Origin of the sequence: Pseudomonas fluorescens, assembly GCF_018614655.1 — a bacterium.
Classification (GTDB): domain Bacteria; phylum Pseudomonadota; class Gammaproteobacteria; order Pseudomonadales; family Pseudomonadaceae; genus Aquipseudomonas; species Aquipseudomonas fluorescens_BX.
Map to the genome: position 1 here is coordinate 26,934 of NZ_JAGGOG010000021.1, position 19,838 is coordinate 46,771.

General features: G+C 58.6%; 18 protein-coding genes. 15 read left to right on the forward strand and 3 right to left on the reverse strand.

The window, feature by feature from the left end:
• Window positions 1-69 precede the first annotated feature (69 nt).
• The 3 genes from aat to infA all read left to right on the forward strand — a co-directional run bounded on the left by aat (window position 70) and on the right by infA (window position 1,832).
• Window positions 70-750, forward strand: coding sequence for a leucyl/phenylalanyl-tRNA--protein transferase (gene aat / locus J7E41_RS21595; RefSeq protein WP_214996064.1), 681 nt, complete (start codon window positions 70-72; stop codon window positions 748-750).
• 55 nt (window positions 751-805) lie between these two features.
• Window positions 806-1,513: an arginyltransferase gene (locus tag J7E41_RS21600; protein WP_214996065.1), complete on the forward strand. Its 708-nt coding sequence runs from the start codon at window positions 806-808 to the stop codon at window positions 1,511-1,513.
• A 100-nt stretch (window positions 1,514-1,613) separates the two neighbouring features.
• Window positions 1,614-1,832, forward strand: a complete 219-nt coding sequence (gene infA, locus J7E41_RS21605) for a translation initiation factor IF-1 (protein ID WP_002553999.1) — start codon at window positions 1,614-1,616, stop codon at window positions 1,830-1,832.
• Window positions 1,833-2,055: 223 nt separating this feature from the next.
• Here the strand turns inward: infA and clpA are convergent, their stop codons facing one another.
• Window positions 2,056-4,326 carry an ATP-dependent Clp protease ATP-binding subunit ClpA gene (gene clpA / locus J7E41_RS21610; protein WP_155584001.1) on the reverse strand — a complete coding sequence of 757 codons (2,271 nt, stop codon included), beginning with the start codon at window positions 4,324-4,326 and terminating at the stop codon, window positions 2,056-2,058.
• A gap of 29 nt (window positions 4,327-4,355) precedes the next feature.
• Window positions 4,356-4,745 carry an ATP-dependent Clp protease adapter ClpS gene (clpS, locus tag J7E41_RS21615; RefSeq protein WP_214996067.1) on the reverse strand — a complete coding sequence of 130 codons (390 nt, stop codon included), beginning with the start codon at window positions 4,743-4,745 and terminating at the stop codon, window positions 4,356-4,358.
• A 218-nt stretch (window positions 4,746-4,963) separates the two neighbouring features.
• On the opposite strand from clpS, the gene cspD reads away from it, so the two are divergent.
• Complete coding sequence (gene cspD / locus J7E41_RS21620; RefSeq protein WP_285229516.1) at window positions 4,964-5,230, forward strand: cold shock domain-containing protein CspD; 267 nt, start codon at window positions 4,964-4,966, stop codon at window positions 5,228-5,230.
• A gap of 83 nt (window positions 5,231-5,313) precedes the next feature.
• Here cspD and icd read toward each other — a convergent pair whose 3' ends face one another.
• Window positions 5,314-6,570: an NADP-dependent isocitrate dehydrogenase gene (gene icd / locus J7E41_RS21625; protein WP_214996069.1), complete on the reverse strand. Its 1,257-nt coding sequence runs from the start codon at window positions 6,568-6,570 to the stop codon at window positions 5,314-5,316.
• A 494-nt stretch (window positions 6,571-7,064) separates the two neighbouring features.
• Here icd and J7E41_RS21630 point away from each other — a divergent pair, with 494 nt between their 5' ends.
• From J7E41_RS21630 to J7E41_RS21680, 11 genes are all read left to right on the forward strand, one after another.
• A complete protein-coding gene (locus J7E41_RS21630; protein ID WP_214996071.1) occupies window positions 7,065-9,290 on the forward strand; it encodes an NADP-dependent isocitrate dehydrogenase in 2,226 nt (741 codons plus the stop codon).
• A 174-nt stretch (window positions 9,291-9,464) separates the two neighbouring features.
• Window positions 9,465-10,688, forward strand: coding sequence for a serine hydrolase domain-containing protein (locus J7E41_RS21635; RefSeq protein ID WP_251029615.1), 1,224 nt, complete (start codon window positions 9,465-9,467; stop codon window positions 10,686-10,688).
• Between the two features lie 73 nt (window positions 10,689-10,761).
• Window positions 10,762-11,208, forward strand: coding sequence for an NUDIX hydrolase (locus tag J7E41_RS21640; protein ID WP_214996073.1), 447 nt, complete (start codon window positions 10,762-10,764; stop codon window positions 11,206-11,208).
• Window positions 11,209-11,267: 59 nt separating this feature from the next.
• Entirely contained in the window at window positions 11,268-12,392 is a 1,125-nt protein-coding gene (gene mnmA, locus J7E41_RS21645; protein ID WP_214996075.1) for a tRNA 2-thiouridine(34) synthase MnmA, read from the forward strand.
• Window positions 12,389-13,012, forward strand: coding sequence for a high frequency lysogenization protein HflD (gene hflD, locus J7E41_RS21650; protein WP_017137510.1), 624 nt, complete (start codon window positions 12,389-12,391; stop codon window positions 13,010-13,012). The genes mnmA and hflD overlap by 4 nt, the downstream gene beginning before the upstream one ends.
• A 124-nt stretch (window positions 13,013-13,136) precedes the next feature.
• Complete coding sequence (gene purB / locus J7E41_RS21655) at window positions 13,137-14,507, forward strand: adenylosuccinate lyase (protein WP_214996077.1); 1,371 nt, start codon at window positions 13,137-13,139, stop codon at window positions 14,505-14,507.
• A gap of 84 nt (window positions 14,508-14,591) precedes the next feature.
• Window positions 14,592-15,758, forward strand: coding sequence for a cupin domain-containing protein (locus J7E41_RS21660; RefSeq protein ID WP_214996079.1), 1,167 nt, complete (start codon window positions 14,592-14,594; stop codon window positions 15,756-15,758).
• A complete protein-coding gene (locus J7E41_RS21665; RefSeq protein ID WP_214996080.1) occupies window positions 15,751-16,173 on the forward strand; it encodes a GNAT family N-acetyltransferase in 423 nt (140 codons plus the stop codon). Before J7E41_RS21660 ends, J7E41_RS21665 begins: the two co-directional genes overlap by 8 nt.
• 136 nt (window positions 16,174-16,309) lie before the next feature.
• Complete coding sequence (locus J7E41_RS21670) at window positions 16,310-17,047, forward strand: secretin N-terminal domain-containing protein (RefSeq protein ID WP_214996083.1); 738 nt, start codon at window positions 16,310-16,312, stop codon at window positions 17,045-17,047.
• 493 nt (window positions 17,048-17,540) lie between these two features.
• Window positions 17,541-18,866 carry an isocitrate lyase gene (aceA, locus tag J7E41_RS21675; protein ID WP_010458877.1) on the forward strand — a complete coding sequence of 442 codons (1,326 nt, stop codon included), beginning with the start codon at window positions 17,541-17,543 and terminating at the stop codon, window positions 18,864-18,866.
• A gap of 554 nt (window positions 18,867-19,420) precedes the next feature.
• Window positions 19,421-19,834, forward strand: a complete 414-nt coding sequence (locus tag J7E41_RS21680) for an NADH-quinone oxidoreductase subunit A (protein WP_003223812.1) — start codon at window positions 19,421-19,423, stop codon at window positions 19,832-19,834.
• Window positions 19,835-19,838 lie beyond the last annotated feature (4 nt).

The following is a 19,838-nucleotide window of genomic DNA, read 5'->3' on the forward strand; positions in this document are numbered from 1 at the left end:
CAATAATCAGTGTTCTTGAGATGGGCTTTACACCTGTCACTCCCCTCCCCTTCCATAAGCCTGGATGCCATGCTGACCTGGTTGCAACGCAACACCCTGACTTTCCCGCCGCTGACAAAAGCCATGCGTGAACCCAACGGCTTGCTCGCCGCCGGTGGCGATCTGTCCGCCGACCGACTGATCCAGGCCTATCGCCACGGCTGCTTCCCTTGGTTTTCGGAAGGCCAGCCGATTCTCTGGTGGTCGCCAGACCCGCGCACCGTGCTGTTCCCCGCCGAGCTGCATGTTTCCCGCAGCCTGGGCAAGCTGCTGCGCCAGCAGCGCTACGAGGTGACTTTCGACCAGGATTTCGCCGCCGTCATCCAGGCCTGCGCTGCGCCGCGCAGCTACGCTGACGGCACCTGGATCACCGAGGCCATGCAGAGTGCCTACTTGCAACTGCATCGCCGGGGCTATGCGCACTCGGTGGAAGTCTGGGATCAGGGCGAGTTGGTGGGCGGGCTCTACGGCCTGGCCATGGGCCAGTTGTTTTTTGGCGAGTCGATGTTCAGCCGCGCCGACAACGCGTCGAAACTCGGCTTCGTCACATTGGTCAAACAATTGCAGGCCTGGGGCTTTGTACTGATCGACTGCCAGATGCCCACCGATCACCTGCACAGCCTCGGCGCCCGCGCCATACCTCGCAGCGATTTTGCTGACTATCTTCGCGACCATCTGGACCAACCCAGCGCTGCACCGTGGGTTTCCTAGGCGACTTCCTCGCACCTGGCTTACACTTATTTCAAAGCTTATCCGAGGGTTGATCATGACCGAGCTGGCGCGTTTGAAGTTTTATGCCACTCAACCCCACTCTTGCAGCTATCTGCCCGATGAGCAGGCCACCACGCTGTTCCTCGATCCCAGCCAGCCAATGGACGTGCATGTGTATGCCGATTTATCGGAAATGGGTTTTCGGCGCAGTGGCGACCATCTCTACCGGCCTCATTGCCAGAACTGCAACGCTTGCGTGCCGGCGCGCATCCCGGTGGCGCAGTTCCTGCCGGACCGTAATCAGAAGCGCATCCTCAAGCGCAACGCCGACCTGACGGTGACACCGGCAAAACCGGGCTTCAGCGAAGAATACTTCAATCTCTACCAGCGCTATATCGAACAACGCCATGCCGACGGCGATATGTTTCCGCCCAGCCGCGATCAGTTTTCCACCTTCCTGGTGCGCGACCTGCCGTTCTCGCGCTTCTACGAATTCCGCCTCGAGGGACGACTGCTGGCGGTAGCCGTCACCGACTTGCTGCCCAACGGTTTATCTGCGGTGTACACCTTTTACGAACCCGCCGAAGAACGCCGCAGCCTGGGACGCTTTGCGATCCTCTGGCAAATCGGCGAAGCCATACGGCTGGAACTGGAAGCGGTGTACCTCGGATATTGGATCAAGAACTGCAAAAAGATGAACTACAAGACCCAATATCGGCCCATTGAACTGCTGATTAATCAAAGATGGGTCACCTTGAACTAGAACCCCTTGGCTTAAACCCCATTTTTCGGGCACAATGCACGCCGCTTTTGCCTGGCGCAGTTGCACCGGGCCATTCATTGGATACCGAGGGCTTTACTGCATGTCGAAAGAAGACAGCTTCGAAATGGAAGGCACTGTCGTCGACACCCTGCCCAACACCATGTTTCGCGTGGAGTTGGAAAATGGGCACGTCGTAACCGCGCATATCTCCGGCAAGATGCGCAAGAACTACATTCGTATTCTTACCGGTGACAAAGTGCGCGTCGAGCTGACGCCCTATGACTTGAGCAAAGGGCGCATCACTTACCGCGCTCGTTAAGCAAGTCAATACAAAACGCCCGGTTATGCCGGGCGTTTTTGTTTGGGCACTATTTATCAGTGTGGGAGCGGGTTTGCTCGCGAATGCGGAGTGCCAGCCTCCAAATATATTGGCTGACCCACCGTATTCGCGATGCGAGCCCGCTCCCACATTGGTTTTGTAGTGTATTCAACACAGCAAAAAGGCGCCTCTCGGCGCCTTTTTGCTGTGTTGCGATCAGCTATCAGGCCATTTCAGCCGTGGTTTCGAAGTCGAAGGTCAGTTCGCCATCCTTCAGATCGATATGCACCACGCCACCATGGTCGGACAGTTCGCCAAAGAGGATCTCCTCAGCCAGCGGACGCTTGATCTTGTCCTGGATCAGACGAGCCATCGGCCGCGCGCCCATTGCTGCGTCGTAACCACCCTCTGCCAGCCAGCCGCGCGCCGCCTCCGTCACTTCCAGCTGCACGCGCTTGTCTTCCAACTGCGCTTGAAGCTCGGTAAGGAACTTGTCCACCACGCTTTTGATAACCTCATGACTGAGGCGACCAAACTGGATAATGGTGTCCAGACGGTTACGGAATTCCGGCGTAAAGCTCTTCTTGATCACTTCCATGGCGTCGGAAGAGTGATCCTGATGAGTAAAGCCGATGGAAGCCCGTGCAGCCGTTTCGGCACCGGCGTTGGTGGTCATGATCACGATCACATTGCGGAAATCCGCCTTGCGCCCGTTGTTGTCGGTCAAGGTCCCGTGATCCATGACCTGCAGCAGCAGGTTGAAGACTTCCGGGTGAGCCTTCTCGATTTCATCGAGCAACAATACGCAATGCGGTTGCTTGGTGATCGCTTCGGTCAACAGGCCACCCTGGTCGAAACCGACATAGCCCGGAGGCGCACCGATCAGGCGCGACACGGTGTGGCGCTCCATGTACTCGGACATGTCGAAACGCACCAGTTCGATGCCCATGGCCTTGGCCAACTGCCGTGCCGCTTCGGTCTTGCCGACGCCCGTAGGGCCTGCGAACAGGAACGAACCGACCGGTTTGTCCGGCGACTTGAGGCCGGCCCGGGACAGCTTGATCGCGGTCGACAACGAATCGATGGCCGCATCCTGGCCAAACACGGTCAGCTTGAGGTCACGCTCCAGGTTACGCAGCAGCTCCTTGTCGGAACTGGTGACGTGTTTCGGCGGAATCCGCGCGATTTTCGCCACGATGTCCTCGACCTGAGGCACGTCGATGCGTTTCACACGCTTCTCTACCGGTTGCAGGCGCTGGTAGGCCCCTGCTTCGTCGATCACGTCGATGGCCTTGTCCGGCATGTGCCGGTCATTGATATAGCGCGACGCCAGCTCGGCAGCCGCACGCAACGCCTCATCGGTGTATTCGATGCCGTGGTGCGCTTCGAAACGGCCTTTGAGCCCGCGCAGAATGCCGATGGTGTCTTCCACCGAAGGCTCGGACACGTCAACTTTCTGGAAGCGGCGCGCCAGGGCGCGATCTTTCTCGAAGATCCCGCGAAATTCCTGGAACGTGGTCGAACCGATGCAGCGGATATCACCCGACGACAACAAAGGCTTGAGCAGGTTAGAGGCATCCATCACCCCACCGGAAGCCGCGCCGGCACCGATGATGGTATGAATCTCATCGATGAACAGGATCGCCTGCGGGCGTTTTTTCAGCTCGCCGAGCAACGCCTTGAAGCGCTTCTCGAAGTCGCCACGGTACTTGGTACCGGCCAGCAAGGCACCGAGATCAAGGGAGTAGACGACGCTATTGGCCAACAGGTCCGGCACCTGGTTATCAACGATGCGCTTGGCCAGGCCTTCGGCAATCGCGGTTTTACCCACGCCTGCCTCGCCCACCAACAGTGGGTTATTCTTGCGACGACGGGCCAGGATCTGTGCCACGCGCTCGACTTCTAGCTCGCGCCCCACCAGCGGATCAATCCGCCCCTGGCGCGCCAGTTCATTGAGGTTGCTGGCATAGGCATCCAGCGGGTTGCTTGAAGAAGAAGACTCACCGCCCTCGTCATCCTGCATATCCTGCTCACCCTCGGAATGATCGCCATGCCCTGGCACTTTCGAGATACCGTGGGCGATGTAATTGACGACATCAATGCGGGCAACGCTCTGCTGCTTGAGCAGGAACACCGCCTGGCTTTCCTGCTCGCTGAAGATTGCAACGAGCACGTTGGCGCCCGTGACTTCGCGTTTGCCGGAGCTCTGTACGTGAAAGACAGCACGCTGCAGTACCCGCTGGAAGCCCAGGGTTGGCTGGGTTTCGCGGTCCTCATCATGGACGGGGATCAATGGCGTGGTGGAGTCGATAAACTCCTGCAGGTCATGCTTGAGCTTTTCAAGGTTGGCGCCGCACGCACGCAACACGGTGGCGGCAGCTTCGTTATCCAAAAGTGCCAGCAGCAGGTGCTCGACGGTCATGAATTCATGACGTTTCGAGCGAGCCTCCTTGAAGGCAAGATTGAGGGTGACTTCGAGCTCGCGGTTTAACATAGCTTCACCTCATACCCAAGTGGTCGGAGTTAACCGTCCTTCTCGATTTCACAGAGTAGCGGATGCTGGCTTTCCCTGGCGTACTGGTTGACCTGCATGGCCTTTGTCTCGGCGATGTCGCGGGTAAACACTCCACATACTGCCCGTCCTTCTGTGTGAACGGCCAGCATTACCTTGGTCGCCAACTCGCGGTTCAGGTTAAAAAACACCTCGAGCACTTCGACGACGAAATCCATCGGTGTGTAGTCATCATTAAACAAAACCACCTTGTACATCGGTGGCGCCTGTAAAGCAGGCTTGGCCTCCTGAACAGCAATGCCTGCAGAACCGTCGTCTTCTTGTTGGCCATCCGGGTGATCCTGATGAAGAGTCGGGCGATCCTGATTGAATGTTAGTCGAATCTGGCTGATTGCATGCATGGAAAGAAAGGTTCGTCAGTTGTGCGAATACAGTGGTGGGGGCGACCTGTCAGAATTTCAACTCCGACCGATTGGTCACCTTGACTATCGGCAAAACGGTGTTACAACCAATAGAACCCACAGTGGGTAAAAAAGGTCCGCGCAGTCAACCTTATTTATTCGGGTTAGGACGGATAAACTGGATGATACTCCAGTGATGGAGTCTGGTGCAGAGGGATATGGGCATGGTAAGCGGTAAGGTCAAGTGGTTCAATAATGCCAAGGGTTACGGCTTCGTCGTCGAAGACGGCAAGAGTGACGACCTTTTTGCGCATTACTCGACAATCAATATGGATGGCTACAAGACGCTGAAAGCAGGCCAGGAGGTTTCCTTTGATATCATCCAGGGACCAAAGGGCTTGCATGCGGTGAATATCAGCGCTCCAGTCAGTATCAGCAAAACCAAAGATAGCATTGCTCAAAAACCAAAAGAGCAACTGGCCTGACCCGCCACTGAGCAAGCGACCGGAATAAAAAAACGGCCATCCCGAATCATCAGGATGGCCGTTTTTATTGGCCGATTATCCGCTTACATATGCGAAATCAGCGCATCCCCAAACGCTGACGAAGACAGCAACTTGGCCCCATCCATCAGACGGTGGAAGTCATACGTCACGGTCTTGGCAGAGATCGCACCGTTGGTGCCCTTGATGATCAGGTCGGCCGCTTCGGTCCAACCCATGTGCCGCAGCATCATTTCCGCCGACAGAATCAGCGAACCCGGGTTGACTTGGTCCTTGCCGGCATATTTCGGTGCGGTACCGTGGGTGGCCTCGAACATGGCTACGGTGTCGGACAGGTTGGCACCCGGCGCAATACCGATACCGCCCACTTCCGCCGCCAGGGCGTCAGACAGGTAGTCACCGTTAAGGTTGAGGGTGGCAATCACGTCGTATTCGGCCGGGCGCAGCAGGATCTGCTGGAGCATGGCGTCGGCGATGGCGTCCTTGACCACGACATTCTTGCCGGTACGCGGGTTCTTGAACTGCATCCACGGGCCGCCATCGAGCAGGGTTGCGCCGAACTCTTGCGCCGCCACTTCATAGGCCCATTCCTTGAAGGCACCTTCGGTGAACTTCATGATGTTGCCTTTGTGCACGATGGTCAGCGAGTCACGGTCGTTATCGACCACATACTGCAGAGCCTTGCGCGCTAAACGCTTGGTGCCTTCCAGGGACACCGGCTTGACGCCGATCCCGCAATTCTCGTCGAAACGGATCTTGGTGACGCCCATTTCCTCTTTAAGGAACTTGATGACCTTGATCGCTTCCGGGGAACCGGCTTTCCACTCGATGCCCGCGTAAATATCTTCGGAGTTCTCACGAAAGATGGTCATGTCGACATCACCGGGCTTCTTGACCGGGCTCGGCACGCCTTCGAACCAGCGCACCGGGCGCAGGCACACATACAGGTCAAGCTGCTGACGCAGGGCCACGTTCAGCGAACGAATACCGCCACCGACAGGGGTGGTCAACGGGCCCTTGATGGAAACCACATAATCTTTGACCGCATCCAGGGTTTCCTGAGGCAGCCAGGTGTCCTGGTCGTAAACTTGAGTCGCCTTCTCGCCGGCATAAACCTCCATCCAGGAAATCTTGCGCTTGCCGCCGTAAGCCTTGTTAACAGCTGCATCGACAACCTTGATCATGACCGGGCTGATGTCGACGCCAATACCGTCACCTTCAATGAAGGGAATGATCGGGTTGTCAGGAACATTGAGAGAATGGTCTGCATTGACGGTGATTTTGTCGCCGACTGCCGGAACCTGAATCTTCTTGTATCCCATGCTGAACTCCGTTTGTGGATTGAACATCTGGCTGCGTTCGAGCCTACTCCAGATAAATGAGGACTGAAACCTCACGCCCTGCACATTTGCAGGGAAAACAGCACATTTAGTGGCCTACAAGCTTGAAAGCAAAGGGAAAAGCGCCAAACTTGAGCACTTCTCACGACTTTAGGGCCACGCCCTCCCCTGCGACCTTTAGACCAATGGACGAGAGACCTTTTGTATGAAGGCTCGGCGTAAGCATAGCGACCTATGTATAATGCCGCCGCTGACCAAAGAGTCACGACGGCTGACCGCTCTAGAACGACGCCCTCCGCCAGAACAGCAGGCCTGCCACAGCAGTCCACCCGCTTGACGCTCGACTGATGCAACCCAACATCACCGCGAAGAAACATCGACATTTCGCTCATGGATGACTTTGAACGAACGCGCTTTACCCGGCGCATCTCGAGTTTCTGCGCACGCTTTCAGCAAAGAAGAGAGTTAATCCGAATATGCCCACCCGCTCGAAGATCATCTACACCTTCACCGACGAAGCCCCAGTCCTCGCCACCTATTCACTGCTGCCTATCGTAGAGGCCTTCACCGCTTCCGCTGATATTGCCGTGGAAACCCGCGACATCTCCCTCGCTGGGCGCATCCTCGCAAGCTTCCCCGAGCAACTGGGCGCCAAGGCCGTGCCGGACCACCTCGCCGAACTGGGCGCCCTGGCCGTCACCCCTGAAGCCAACATCATCAAGCTGCCGAACATCAGCGCCTCGACGCCGCAGCTGCAAGCCGCGATCAAGGAACTGCAAGCCCAGGGCTTCGATCTGCCGGACTACCCGGAAACCGTAACCACCGACGCGGAAAAAGAAACCCGTGCACGTTACGACAAGGTCAAGGGCAGCGCCGTGAACCCGGTCCTGCGCGAAGGCAACTCCGACCGTCGCGCGCCCCTGTCGGTCAAGAACTACGCCCGCAAGCACCCGCACAAAATGGGCGCCTGGGCTGCTGACTCCAAGTCCCACATCGCTCACATGAGCGCTGGCGACTTCTATGGCAGCGAAAAAGCCGTACAGATCGAAGCCGCTGACGCTGTCAAAATCGAGCTGATCGCTCAGGACGGCACCGCGACCGTCCTGAAAGAAAAAACCACCGTACAAGCCGGTGAGATCATCGACAGCGCCGTGCTGAGCAAAAAAGCCCTGCGCAGCTTCATCGCCGCTGAAATCGAAGACGCCAAGAAACAAGGCGTGCTGCTGTCGGTTCACCTGAAAGCCACCATGATGAAGGTCTCCGACCCGATCATGTTCGGCCAGATCGTTGCCGAGTTCTATAAAGACGCCCTGGCCAAGCACGCTGACGTGCTGGCACAGATCGGCTTCAACCTGAACAACGGCATCGGCGACCTGTACGCTCGCATCAAGGCCCTGCCAGCCGATCAGCAAGCGCAGATCGAAGCCGACATTCAGGCGGTGTACGCCGCTCGTCCGTCCCTGGCCATGGTCAACTCGGACAAAGGCATCACCAACCTGCACGTGCCGAGCGACGTTATTGTCGACGCCTCGATGCCGGCCATGATCCGTGACTCCGGCAAGATGTGGGGCACCGACGGCCAACTGCACGACACCAAGGCGGTGATCCCGGACCGCTGCTACGCCACCATCTACCAGGCGGTGATCGAAGACTGCAAGGCAAACGGCGCCTTCGACCCAACCACCATGGGCAGCGTGCCAAACGTTGGCCTGATGGCAAAAAAAGCCGAAGAGTATGGCTCCCACGACAAGACCTTCCAGATCAAGGCTGACGGCGTAGTCCGCGTCACCGACAGCAAGGGCGACCTGCTGATGGAACAGAAAGTCGAAGCCGGCGACATCTTCCGCATGTGCCAGACCAAAGACGCGCCGATCCAGGACTGGGTCAAACTGGCCGTCAACCGTGCTCGCGCCAGCAACACCCCGGCCATCTTCTGGCTGGACCCACAGCGCGCCCACGATGGTGTCGTGGTCGAAAAAGTTCAGGCCTACCTGAAAGACCACAACACCGAAGGCCTGGACATCCGCATCATGTCGCCTGTCGACGCGATGAAGTTCACCCTGGAACGCACCCGCAAAGGCCTGGACACCATCTCGGTAACCGGCAACGTACTGCGTGACTACCTGACCGACCTGTTCCCGATCATGGAGCTGGGCACCAGCGCCAAGATGCTGTCGATCGTGCCGCTGATGAACGGTGGCGGCCTGTTCGAAACCGGCGCCGGCGGTTCGGCACCGAAGCATGTGCAGCAACTGCTGGAAGAAAACTTCCTGCGTTGGGATTCCCTGGGCGAGTTCCTGGCCCTGGCCGCGTCCCTTGAGCATTTGGGTGTGAACTACAACAACCCGAAAGCCCTGGTGTTGTCCAAGACCCTGGATCAGGCCACCGGCCAGTTCCTCGACAACAACAAGTCGCCATCGCGCAAAGTCGGCAACATCGACAACCGCGGCAGCCACTTCTACCTGGCGCTGTACTGGGCTCAAGCCCTGGCTGCCCAGACTGAAGACACCGCACTGCAAGCGCAGTTTGGCGAACTGGCCAAGACCCTGGCCGCGAACGAGGCAACCATCGTTGCCGAGCTCAACGCTGTACAGGGCAAGCCAGTAGACATCGGCGGTTACTACCACGCCGATGCCGAGCTGATCAGCAAGGCCATGCGCCCAAGCAACACCCTCAACGCGGCGATTGCTGCGCTGGTTTGATGCTTTACGGTGCCGCCGGCTTGAGGATGGCTGGCTGATCTTCAAGCGGCAGGAAAATCCGGAATTCGAAAGAGTTCCGGATTTTTTTTGCCTGCTTTTCAGGAACGAGCGCAGTCCTTACCTTGTCTTCTTATTTGTTCCTACTCTCGAAAAACAATAAATAAGGACGTTCCCATGCCAAGAAACCTCTTCCAGGCACTGGCCTGCTCCTCGGCACTGGCCTTGCTGACCGGCTGCGCAACCCATTCAAGCCCCTCGCACTCCTACCCCCATGCACAGGAGCCAATCGGTGACGTGCAGACCATGTACGACGGCAAGCTCAGCCAGGAAGCTGCCATCAGCACCTTCCGTAATATCGATCGCCTGTTCCCGGTGCGCACCATCAAGGCCGGCGGCCACCCGCTTCCACTACCGCGCAGCCAACCGTTGGGCCCGGTTGCATTCGACTACGAAGGCAAACGTTATAGCCTCGACGACTACATCACCCTCAACCGGGTAACGGGCCTTCTGGTGATCAAGGACGGCCACGTCGTTACTGAACGCTACGAAAAAGGCAACACACCGGACACTCGATGGATGTCGATGTCAGTGGCCAAATCGATTACTTCGACCCTCGTGGGTGCCGCACTGCAGGACGGCTCAATCAAAAGCCTTGATGACAAAGTGACCCACTATTTGCCCGCACTCGCCGGCAGCGGTTATGACCAGGCCACCGTACGCGAAGTCCTGGCAATGCGCTCCGGGGTCAAATGGAGTGAGAAATACGCCGACCCGACGTCAGACCGGCGAATGATGCTTAAGCTGCAAACCGAACAAGTGCCTGGCTCTGCCCTCAAGTTCATGGCGAGCCTGCCCAGCGCCGCGCCGCCTGGCACTCGGACCAACTACAGCACCGGCGAGACACAAGTGCTGGGGCAAATGGTCAGTGCCGCCGTGGGCAAGCCACTGGCGCAATACCTGAGCGAGAAAATCTGGGCGCCGTACGGCATGCAAACCGACGCGAACTGGTGGCTCGACGGCCCCAACGGCAACGAAGTGGGTGGCAGCGGCATCAGCGCAACACTTGAAGATTACGGGCGCTTCGGGCAGTTCGTACTTAGCGGTGGGAAAGCCGGCGACAAGCAGGTACTACCCAAAGGCTGGATGAGTTTCGCCAGCGCCACCACCGGAGCCGACCCGGCGTACGGTGACTTTGCCTCCATGTGGTGGCCCGCATGGACCGCCGCCTCCAAGGCAGACAAAGCCTTCACGGCCGCAGGCATTTTCGGCCAGTTTGTCTACATCAACCCCACCCAAAACGTGGTGATCGTCGTGTGGCAAGCGCAAACCAAAGCCACGGGCGGCGAAGTGATTGACGACATGGTCGCCTTCGACGCCATTACCAAGGCCGCGAAGTAACTGGCAGGGGCGCCCGGCGGGCGCCCCTGTATGATGTGCGCCTCTGCCCATCAGCCCCCTCGAGACGCCTCTCATGACCTGGCTACCCCACATCACCGTCGCCACCATCGTCGAAGACAACGGCCGCTTTCTGATGGTCGAAGAACTCAAGGGCGGCCGCGCCGTGCTCAACCAGCCGGCCGGCCACTTGGACCCGCATGAAACGCTGACCGAAGCCGCCGTGCGCGAAACCCTTGAAGAGACTGGCTGGGACGTTGAAGCCACCGGCATCGTCGGGATCTACCTGTACACCGCCCCCAGCAACGGCGTGACCTACCAGCGCGTGTGTTTTATCGCCAAGGCCCTGAAACACCACCCGGACTATCAGTTGGACGACGGTATCCTCCGCGCCCGCTGGCTGACCCGTGACGAGCTGATGACCCTGCGCGACGACTGGCGCAGTGAGCTGATCATTCGCTGCATCGACGATTATCTGGCCGGCCAATGCCACAGTCTCGAATTGATCCGTCCTTCTCTTTAGCCTTGCAGGCTCGGGCCTGCTAGAATCGCGTCCTTTTTAAAGACACCCGTTGAAATCCTATGCGTGATCCAGCCCCTTCTGACACACAAAAGAAGCGCGTCATCGTCGGCATGTCCGGCGGCGTGGATTCTTCCGTTTCCGCCGTCCTGCTGATGGAGCAGGGTTATGAGGTGGAAGGCCTGTTCATGAAGAACTGGGAAGAAGACGATGGAACGGAATATTGCACCGCCATGGACGACTTGGCGGATGCCCAGGCTGTCTGCGACAAAATTGGCATCAAGCTGCACACCGCCAACTTCGCCGCCGAGTACTGGGACAACGTATTCGAGCACTTCCTGGCTGAATACAAGGCCGGCCGTACGCCGAACCCGGACATCCTGTGTAACCGCGAGATCAAGTTCAAGGCGTTCCTCGACTACGCCATGATCCTCGGTGCTGACCTGATTGCCACTGGCCACTACGTGCGTCGCCGTGACATCGATGGCCGCACCGAACTGCTCAAGGGCCTGGACGCCAACAAAGACCAGAGCTACTTCCTGCACGCCGTCGGCGGCGAACAGATCGCCAAGACCCTGTTCCCGGTGGGCGAACTGGAAAAGCCGGAAGTGCGCCAAATCGCGGAAAAACATGGCCTGGCCACCGCAAAGAAAAAGGATTCCACCGGGATCTGCTTTATCGGCGAACGCCGCTTCAGCGACTTCCTCAAGCAGTACCTGCCCGCACAACCGGGCGAAATCAAGACCACCGAAGGTGAAATCATCGGCCGCCACCATGGCCTGATGTACCACACCATCGGCCAGCGCCAGGGCCTGGGTATCGGCGGCTTGAAAGACGCGGGCGATGAACCGTGGTACGTGTTGATCAAGGACCTGGAACACAACGAGCTGATCGTTGGCCAGGGCAATGACCACCCGTATCTGTTCTCCCGCGCCCTGCTCGCTTCGGACATCTACTGGGTCAACCCGGTAGACCTGAGCACCCCGCGCCGCCTGACCGCCAAAGTGCGCTATCGCCAAAGCGACCAGCCTTGCACCCTGGAAAAAACCGCCACCGGTTACCGCGCCACCTTCGACGACCCGCAGCGCGCGGTGACGCCCGGCCAATCAGTGGTGTTCTATGACGGTGAGATTTGCCTGGGGGGCGGCGTGATTGAAGTTGCCGAGCCCTGGAGCAGCAAGGCATGAGCCCGACCCAGGAGCAACTGACGGCATTGGGCGGCGTGTTTCTCGCCGCCGTGCTGGTGGACAAGATTGCCAAGACCGGCCAAGTCACCGAGGCCGGCCTGACCTGCATGCTGGGCAGCTTGCTGATCCGTGACCCCAAGGACACCCTTGAAGTCTACGGCGGCGATGACCTGGCCCTGCGCGAAGGCTATCGCGCCCTGATCGGCGCCCTGGAACGCGACCCCAGCACCCTGCAGCGCGAGCCATTGCGCTACGCCCTGTCGATGCTCGGCCTTGAGCGCCAACTGGCCAAGCGTGATGACTTGCTGGAGACCATTGGCAAGCGCCTGCCGCAGATCCAGTCCCAGGTCGAGCACTTCGGTCCGGCCCACGAAAACGTGATCGCAGCCTGTGGCGCCCTGTATCAGGACACCTTGAGCACCTTGCGCCAACGGATCCAGGTCCACGGCGACATGCGCAACCTGCAACAACCGAACAACGCCTCGAAAATCCGCGCCCTGCTCCTGGCCGGTATTCGTTCGGCACGGTTGTGGCGACAGCTGGGCGGCCACCGCTGGCAACTGGTCATCAGCCGTCGCAAATTGCTTAAAGAGCTTTACCCGTTGATGCGCAACGAATAAGTCGCGCAGACAACCTTTTTCATCGCCTCACGCGTAATACGCCGGTCAGTTGGCAACGGACCGGCGGATTTTTTCATGTATGATACGCGCCCCATTTCGTTGCCCGACTGTCCGAGAACACCCCATGCAGCTCTCTTCGCTCACTGCGGTTTCCCCTGTTGACGGCCGCTACGCCGGCAAAACCCAGGCCCTGCGCCCTATTTTCAGCGAATACGGCCTGATCCGTGCTCGCGTTCTGGTTGAAGTGCGCTGGCTCCAGCGCCTGGCCGCTCATCCCGCCATCAGCGAAGTGCCGGCGTTCTCCGCGCAAGCCAACGCTGTGCTCAACACCCTGGCGGAAAACTTTGCTCTGGAGCACGCCGAGCGTGTGAAAGAGATCGAGCGCACCACCAACCACGACGTAAAAGCCATCGAGTACCTGCTCAAAGAGCAAGCGGCCAAGCTGCCGGAACTGGCCAAGGTCAGCGAATTCATCCACTTTGCCTGCACCAGCGAGGACATCAACAACCTGTCCCACGCCTTGATGCTGCGCGAAGGCCGTGATGATGTGATGCTGCCGCTGATGCGCCAGACCGCCGACGCCATCCGCGAACTGGCTGTCCGCTTCGCCGACGTACCGATGCTGTCGCGCACCCACGGCCAACCGGCTTCGCCGACCACCCTGGGTAAAGAACTGGCCAACGTGGTGTACCGCCTGGAGCGTCAGATCGCTCAAGTCGCTGCCGTGCCATTGCTGGGCAAGATCAACGGCGCCGTAGGCAACTACAACGCCCACCTGTCGGCCTACCCTGAGATCGACTGGGAAGAAAACGCCCGCGCCTTCATCGAAGATGAGCTGGGCCTTGGCTTCAACCCGTACACCACGCAGATCGAGCCGCACGACTACATCGCCGAGTTGTTCGACGCCATTGCGCGCTTCAACACCATCCTGATCGACTTCGATCGCGATATCTGGGGCTACATCTCCCTGGGCTACTTCAAGCAGCGCACCATTGCCGGTGAAATCGGTTCGTCGACCATGCCGCACAAGGTCAACCCGATCGACTTCGAAAACTCCGAAGGCAACCTCGGTATCGCCAACGCCCTGTTCCAGCACCTGGCCAGCAAGTTGCCGATCTCCCGCTGGCAGCGCGACCTGACCGACTCCACCGTACTGCGCAACCTCGGCGTGGGCTTTGCCCACAGCGTGATCGCGTACGAAGCGAGCCTCAAAGGCATCAGCAAGCTGGAACTCAACGCACAGAAAATCGCCGCCGACCTGGACGCCTGCTGGGAAGTCCTGGCCGAGCCGATCCAGACCGTGATGCGTCGCTACAACATCGAAAACCCGTACGAGAAGCTCAAAGAGCTGACCCGCGGAAAGGGCATCACCTCCGACGCCCTGCAAACGTTCATCGACGGCCTGGATATGCCAGCTGCCGCCAAGGCTGAGCTGAAACTGCTCACCCCGGCCAACTACATCGGCAACGCTGTAGCACAAGCCAAACGCATCTGATCGACCGCTAGACCCTTGAGACGCCCGGCAGCGCCGGGCGTTTTTATTCCCGTCTGAAAAGTGCATTTTTTCAATAGGTTACACATGAATCCTGATATTCCTCTTCAACTTCTGGGCGGCATCACGGCACGGGAATTCCTGCGCGACTACTGGCAGAAAAAACCGCTGCTGATCCGCCAGGCCATTCCTGATTTCGAAAGCCCGATCGATGCCGACGAACTGGCCGGCCTGGCACTGGAAGAAGAAGTCGAGTCACGCCTGATCATCGAGCACGGCGAACGCCCTTGGGAACTGCGCCGCGGCCCATTTGCCGAAGATGCTTTCAGCACCCTGCCCGAGCGTGACTGGACCCTGCTGGTTCAAGCCGTCGACCAGTTCGTCCCGGAAGTGGCCGAGCTGCTGGAAAACTTCCGCTTCCTGCCAAGCTGGCGCATCGATGATGTGATGATCAGCTTTGCCGCCCCTGGTGGCAGCGTGGGTCCGCACTTCGACAACTACGACGTGTTCCTGCTGCAAGGCCACGGCAAACGCAACTGGAAGATTGGCCAGATGTGCAACGCCGAAAGTCCGTTGCTGCAACACGCCGACCTGCGCATCCTTGCCGAATTCGAAGAGACTGCCGAGTGGGTGCTGGAACCGGGCGACATGCTTTATCTGCCGCCACGCCTGGCCCACTGCGGCGTAGCCGTGGATGACTGCCTGACCTATTCGGTAGGTTTTCGCGCCCCGAGCGCCGCTGAAGTGTTGACCCACTTCACCGACTTCCTCAGCCAATATCTGACGGACGAAGAGCGCTACACCGACGCTGACGCCCAGCCTGTGAGCGACCCACACCAGATTCAGCACGACGCACTCGACCGCCTCAAAGGCCTGCTGGCCGAACACATGAGCGACGAGCGCATGCTGCTGACCTGGTTCGGCCAGTTCATGACCGAACCGCGCTACCCGGAATTGGTGGCCGGTGAAGAGCTGGGCGAAGACGACGTCATCAACAGCCTGGAAAACGGTGCGATTCTGGTCCGCAACCCAAGCGCCCGCCTAGCCTGGTCGGAAGTGGACGACGACGTGCTGCTGTTCGCCAGCGGCCAGAGCCGTTACCTGCCAGGTAAACTGCGCGAGCTGTTGAAACTGGTGTGCTCGGCCGACGCCCTGCACAGCGAGAACCTCGGCGCATGGCTCGCAGACGAAGATGGCCGCGACCTGGTTTGTGAACTGGTCAAGCAAGGAAGCCTGGGACTTGCCGATGAATAAGATTCACGTAAGTGTCGCGGACTGGCAAAAGGATATCGCTGAGATTCGGCGCATTCGTGAAGCGGTATTTATCGCTGAACAATCGGTTCCACCTGAGCTGGAGTGGGATGCGGACGACGCCGACGCCATGCATTTCCTTGCATTCGAAGGCGATTTTCCGATTGGTACTGCGCGCTTGCTGCCCAGCGGCGAAATTGGCCGCGTGTCGGTGCTCAAAGATTGGCGTGGGCTGAAGGTTGGCGACAAGCTGATGGAAGCGGTGATTGGCATGGCCGAGAAACGCGGCCAGGCCAGGCAGTTCCTCAGCGCACAGGTCTACGCTGCGCCGTTCTATGAGCGCCTGGGCTTCAAGATTGTCAGCGATGAGTTCCTGGAAGTCGGGATTCCTCATGTTGATATGGTGCGTGAGGGCTGACTTTAGACCGAGCCGCACCCCCAAAAGGCCCTGCCATCCACCGATGCCAGGGCCTTTTGCCGTCTACGATTCAACTTGCGACCCGCCAGGCCGACAAACTGGCAGAATCACTCTTTGAATCGCAGAGATAACGGACATGTCCCTACGCACGCTGCTCACCACCCTGCTCCTGGCCGCCAGTTTCTCGGTGATGGCCGCCACCGAAGTCGTCCCCCTGAGCAACCGCACCAGCGCCGACCTATTGCCAGTAGCGCAGAACTTCATCGGCATGGACGGCACCGTCAGCGCCTACGGCAACCAGCTGATCGTGAATGCCGATCCAGATAAGATCCAAGGCCTGCGCGCCCTGCTCGCGCAACTGGACACACCCGCCAAACGCCTGTTGATCACCGTCGACACCAACGAAAACAACCAGCAAAACAGCGGCGACGGCCAGACCCGCATCATCAGCTACGGCACCACCAGCCGCGACGGCGGCATTCAGCAGATCCAGGCCAGTGAAGGCGTGCCCGCACTGATCCAGATCGGCCAGAGCGTACCGCTGACCACCACCCAGCCAGACGCCTATGGCCGCCCGCAAAACCAGACCCAGTATCGCAACGTCACCCAAGGCTTCTACGTCACCGCCAGCGTCACCGGCGAGACCGTTCACCTGAGCATCAGTACGAATCGTGACCGCATGAGCCAGGAACGTCCCGATGTAGTGAACGTACAGAGCACCGACACAACCGTCAGCGGACGCCTGGGCGAGTGGATTACCCTCGCTGGCGTCAATCGCCAGACTCAGGCCGACAAAACCGGTACAACCCGTATCTACTCTACTCAGGGCCGGGACGACCTGAGCCTGAAGGTCAAAGTCGAGACCGTGAACTGAAGCACCAAAAACTGACTGACAAGTCGCATTAGACTAAAGATGTAGTGCTTTAAAAAAAGCACTACAAAACATTTGACGATCCAAAAAAGCATGGGCATGATGGCCTCGCTCCCGCTAATCAGGGGCCCTGGCAAGGGCCTTCGGATCGCCGCTCTAAGCTACCCACCTGAGCCGATTCGTGTCTGTACCGCCCACAAGGTGTGTTTGACGAGGTTGCGACTGGAACGAAGTTGTCCCGAGGGACGGAAGCTAACCAGGTAACCCGGCAATACACTGACTGACCGTACCAAGGCCCACGATGCCCGAAGACTGTCCGCAGCCCGCCCTTACCTCGCTCGCCTTCCCCTCTTGAGCCATTCGTCATCCTGTCGCCTTCCCCGCCAAACCTGACTTGACCGCCTAAGCTTCTGGTCAGCGAGCAGCCACGCCCATGCACTGAATGCACGGCGGCTAAACGGAACTTTCCACCCAAGACGCGACGAGGTTTTTCCCCATGGCACTGACACGCGAACAGCAAATTGCAGCCCTTGAAAAAGACTGGGCTGAAAACCCACGCTGGAAAGGCGTGACCCGCGCTTACTCCGCTGCTGACGTCGTCCGCCTGCGTGGCTCGGTTCAACCTGAGCACACCTTTGCAAAACTCGGCGCCGAGAAGCTGTGGAACCTGGTGACCCAGGGTGCCAAGCCGTCCTTCCGTCCCGATAAAGATTTCGTCAACTGCATGGGCGCCCTGACCGGCGGCCAGGCTGTGCAACAAGTCAAAGCCGGCATCCAGGCGATCTACCTGTCGGGCTGGCAAGTGGCTGCGGACAACAACTCCGCCGAGTCGATGTACCCGGACCAGTCGCTGTACCCGGTAGATTCCGTGCCGACCGTGGTCAAGCGCATCAACAACTCGTTCCGTCGCGCCGACCAGATCCAGTGGAAGGCCGGTAAAGGTCCGGGCGACGAAGGCTACATCGACTACTTCGCGCCAATCGTGGCAGACGCCGAAGCCGGTTTCGGCGGCGTACTGAACGCCTACGAGCTGATGAAGAGCATGATCGAGGCCGGCGCTGCCGGCGTTCACTTCGAAGACCAATTGGCTTCCGTGAAAAAATGCGGCCACATGGGCGGCAAGGTACTGGTTCCGACCCAGGAAGCCGTACAGAAGCTGACCGCTGCTCGTCTGGCAGCTGACGTGGCCGGCACCCCAACCATCATCCTGGCCCGTACCGACGCCAACGCGGCTGACTTGCTGACCTCGGACTGCGATCCGTACGACCAGCCATTCGTTACCGGCGAACGTACCCAGGAAGGCTTCTATAAAGTGCGCGCCGGTCTCGACCAGGCTATCGCTCGCGGCCTGGCCTACGCACCGTATGCCGACCTGATCTGGTGCGAAACCGCCAAGCCAGACCTGGACGAAGCCCGTCGCTTCGCTGAGGCGATCAAGAAGGAATACCCGGACCAACTGCTGTCCTACAACTGCTCGCCTTCTTTCAACTGGAAGAAGAACCTGGACGACGCGACCATCGCCAAGTTCCAGCGCGAACTGTCCGCCATGGGCTACAAGCACCAGTTCATCACCCTGGCCGGCATTCACAACATGTGGCACAGCATGTTCAACCTGGCGCACGACTACGCCCGCAACGACATGACTGCCTACGTGAAGCTGCAAGAGCAGGAATTCGCCGACGCCTCCAAGGGTTACACCTTCGTGGCGCACCAGCAGGAAGTGGGCACTGGCTACTTCGACGACATGACCACCGTGATCCAGGGCGGCACCTCGTCCGTGACCGCGCTGACCGGCTCGACCGAAGAAGAACAGTTCCACTAAGCACCGCGTACACGGCCATTGCGGCCCCAAGGAAGACCTAACCGCACTGCCGCACAACAATCACGCCCCGACTGGTTCGGGGCGTTTTTTTGCCTGCAGGAAAATCCTCCCACACTGGGAAATGTGTGCAGCCTGAAGACTTTGTGCAAAACATTGATCCAGCGCGGTATTTGATTCGGATAAATCGGTTAAAAGATCCGCTTCACCAACTTGCTCCAAAACGCGCAAGTAACAACAACTTTCCCCGCAAAGCAGTCAACACCCGCTTAAAATCCTCGCAAACAATATTCATTATCATTTAAAGCAACAAAACTTCGTTACACCTTAAACAAAACATCATTGATGAAAATCAAGCTAATGCCCGCCACACAAGGGCCACAGCCCCAAGAAGGTGCACTATGTCCTTATTCCATCGAATAATTTCGCCACAGGAATTTTACTTGCCCGGTGTTTAGCCATAAAATCACCGCGATTGATTGCGCTGCGACATATCGTCACTGCATCGTTACTTTTTCAAGCTCAGAGACCTTTGCTCTCTGTTAAGGATTTCCAGCATGCCCGAAGCGACAGGACTCATGGCCCACAACTGGGGCTTTGCCATTTTCCTCCTCGGTGTTGTCGGCCTTTGCGCCTTCATGCTCGGCGTATCCAGCCTCCTGGGGTCAAAAGCCTGGGGTCGCAGCAAAAACGAACCGTTCGAGTCCGGCATGCTACCTACAGGTGGCGCCCGCTTGCGGCTCTCAGCCAAATTCTATCTGGTCGCGATGCTCTTCGTGATCTTCGATATCGAAGCCCTTTTTCTCTTTGCCTGGTCTGTGTCTGTCCGCGAAAGTGGCTGGACCGGATTCGTCGAAGCTCTCGTTTTCATAGCAATTCTGTTGGCAGGCCTTGTCTACCTATTTCGAGTGGGCGCCCTTGATTGGGCTCCGGAAGCTCGTCGCAAGCGGCAAGCGAAGCTGAAACAATGAGGCT